Source organism: Sutterella wadsworthensis 2_1_59BFAA, from assembly GCF_000297775.1.
Classification (GTDB): domain Bacteria; phylum Pseudomonadota; class Gammaproteobacteria; order Burkholderiales; family Burkholderiaceae_F; genus Sutterella; species Sutterella wadsworthensis_A.
In genome coordinates, this window is sequence record NZ_JH815513.1 from 82,996 (window position 1) to 84,479 (window position 1,484).

The following is a 1,484-nucleotide window of genomic DNA, read 5'->3' on the forward strand; positions in this document are numbered from 1 at the left end:
TGGTGGACTTCTTACGAGAATTGCGTTTGGTGTTCGTGTTCATTGGATGCACCCGTTTGGCGGGCTCCGATTATCCCATGGACACAAAATTTCTGACGCTCTCCACTCGCGGCGTTGTGCTCGCCTTCGGCGGCTTCAGTGCGGACGTCAACTACAGAAAGCGTCTCGATCCCAAGCTCGGAGAAGCGTTCCTCACAACCAACCAGCCGGGAGCCACTGCAGAGGGACTGCGTCAAGCCAGTCGTATTGGTGCGAATGTCATTCAGGCTGACTGGATCCAGTGCCTGCCCTCCTGCTCGCCTGTCGAAAAAGGCATGGGGCTTGCGAGCCATTTTGCCACTATCGCAGGCAGCCTCTACGGCGTCTGGGTTGACTCCAAGACAGGGAGTCGCTTTGTCGATGAGTTCGGAGACCGCAAGGTATGCACTGACGCCATACTCGGCGTCATCAACCGCGGAGGCAAGGCTCTTGCCATTTCCGATCAAAACGGCGTTGACGAAATGGAAGTCGTCCGTCCCGGCCTGACTCAAAAGATCCTAAAATCCGGGGCCTTGCGTCAGTTTGCCTCGTTCGCCGAACTTGCCGAAGCTTACGGCATCGACCGCAAATCTCTTGACTCCACCATTGCCCGCTATAACGAACTGCTCTCCGCTGGACGCGACGCAGACTTCGGCCGACGCTTCGACAAGCGCGCCAAAGCACTTGGCCGAGCCCCGTTCTACGTATCAGAAATGAGCCCGAAGGTTCATCACTGCATGGGCGGCGTCGCCGTCAACGTTGAGACAGCCGTTCTCGACGTTGAAACGGATAAGCCGATCCCCGGTCTTTTTGCAGCCGGTGAATGCGTGGGCGGCATTCATGGTGCGGTTCGAATCGGAGCTTGCGCCGTGATGGATTGCCTCGTGAACGGCCGTCAGGCCGGTCTTTCCGCAGCAGCCAGTCCCAAGGCCTGAGCAGTTGACCTGTAACCTTCCGGAACAGCGTCACCAATAATCCAAGCGCCCGCCTGATGAAACCATCAGCGGGCGCTTTGCTTTCACTCAGAAGCTCACTTGTTGCCGCCGAACCACTTGGCGTAGATCTTGTCGTAGGTACCGTCGGCGCGGATTTCGTCGAGGACCTTGTCAAGACGGGCGCGCAGCTTGTCGTCGCCCTTGCGGATGGCAAAGCCGTAGTTTTCCGCCTTTAGGACACCGGGCACTTCGCGCAGGTTGAGGTTGGCGGAGGCCTTCTGAGTCAGGAAGTACTCGTTGACGGGCTTGTCGTTGACGATGGCCTCGCGGCCCTTGAAGGAAGGCTTCACCCGCCGAATTGAAGGTGCGTATTTTGGCGCCCTTGATCTTGGACATGAAGACGGAGCCTGAGGAGCCGATTTCAGCGCAGAGCACCTTGTTCTCCAGACCCTTCACGCCCTTGATGGAAGCATCGTCCTTGCGGGCCATGATGGAAAGCCCAGATTCATAGTACGGCTTCGTGAAGTCGAC

At 57.8% G+C, this 1,484-nt stretch carries 2 protein-coding genes; one reads left to right on the forward strand and one right to left on the reverse strand.

Annotated elements, in window-relative coordinates:
- On the forward strand, nt 1-953 hold a 953-nt coding region (locus tag HMPREF9465_RS00340; RefSeq protein WP_147645183.1), incomplete at its 5' end, for an FAD-binding protein.
- 95 nt (nt 954-1,048) lie between these two features.
- Here HMPREF9465_RS00340 and HMPREF9465_RS13855 read toward each other — a convergent pair.
- Nucleotides 1,049-1,303 carry a transporter substrate-binding domain-containing protein gene (locus HMPREF9465_RS13855; RefSeq protein WP_005433002.1) on the reverse strand — a complete coding sequence of 85 codons (255 nt, stop codon included), beginning with the start codon at nt 1,301-1,303 and terminating at the stop codon, nt 1,049-1,051.
- Nucleotides 1,304-1,484: the final 181 nt, after the last annotated feature.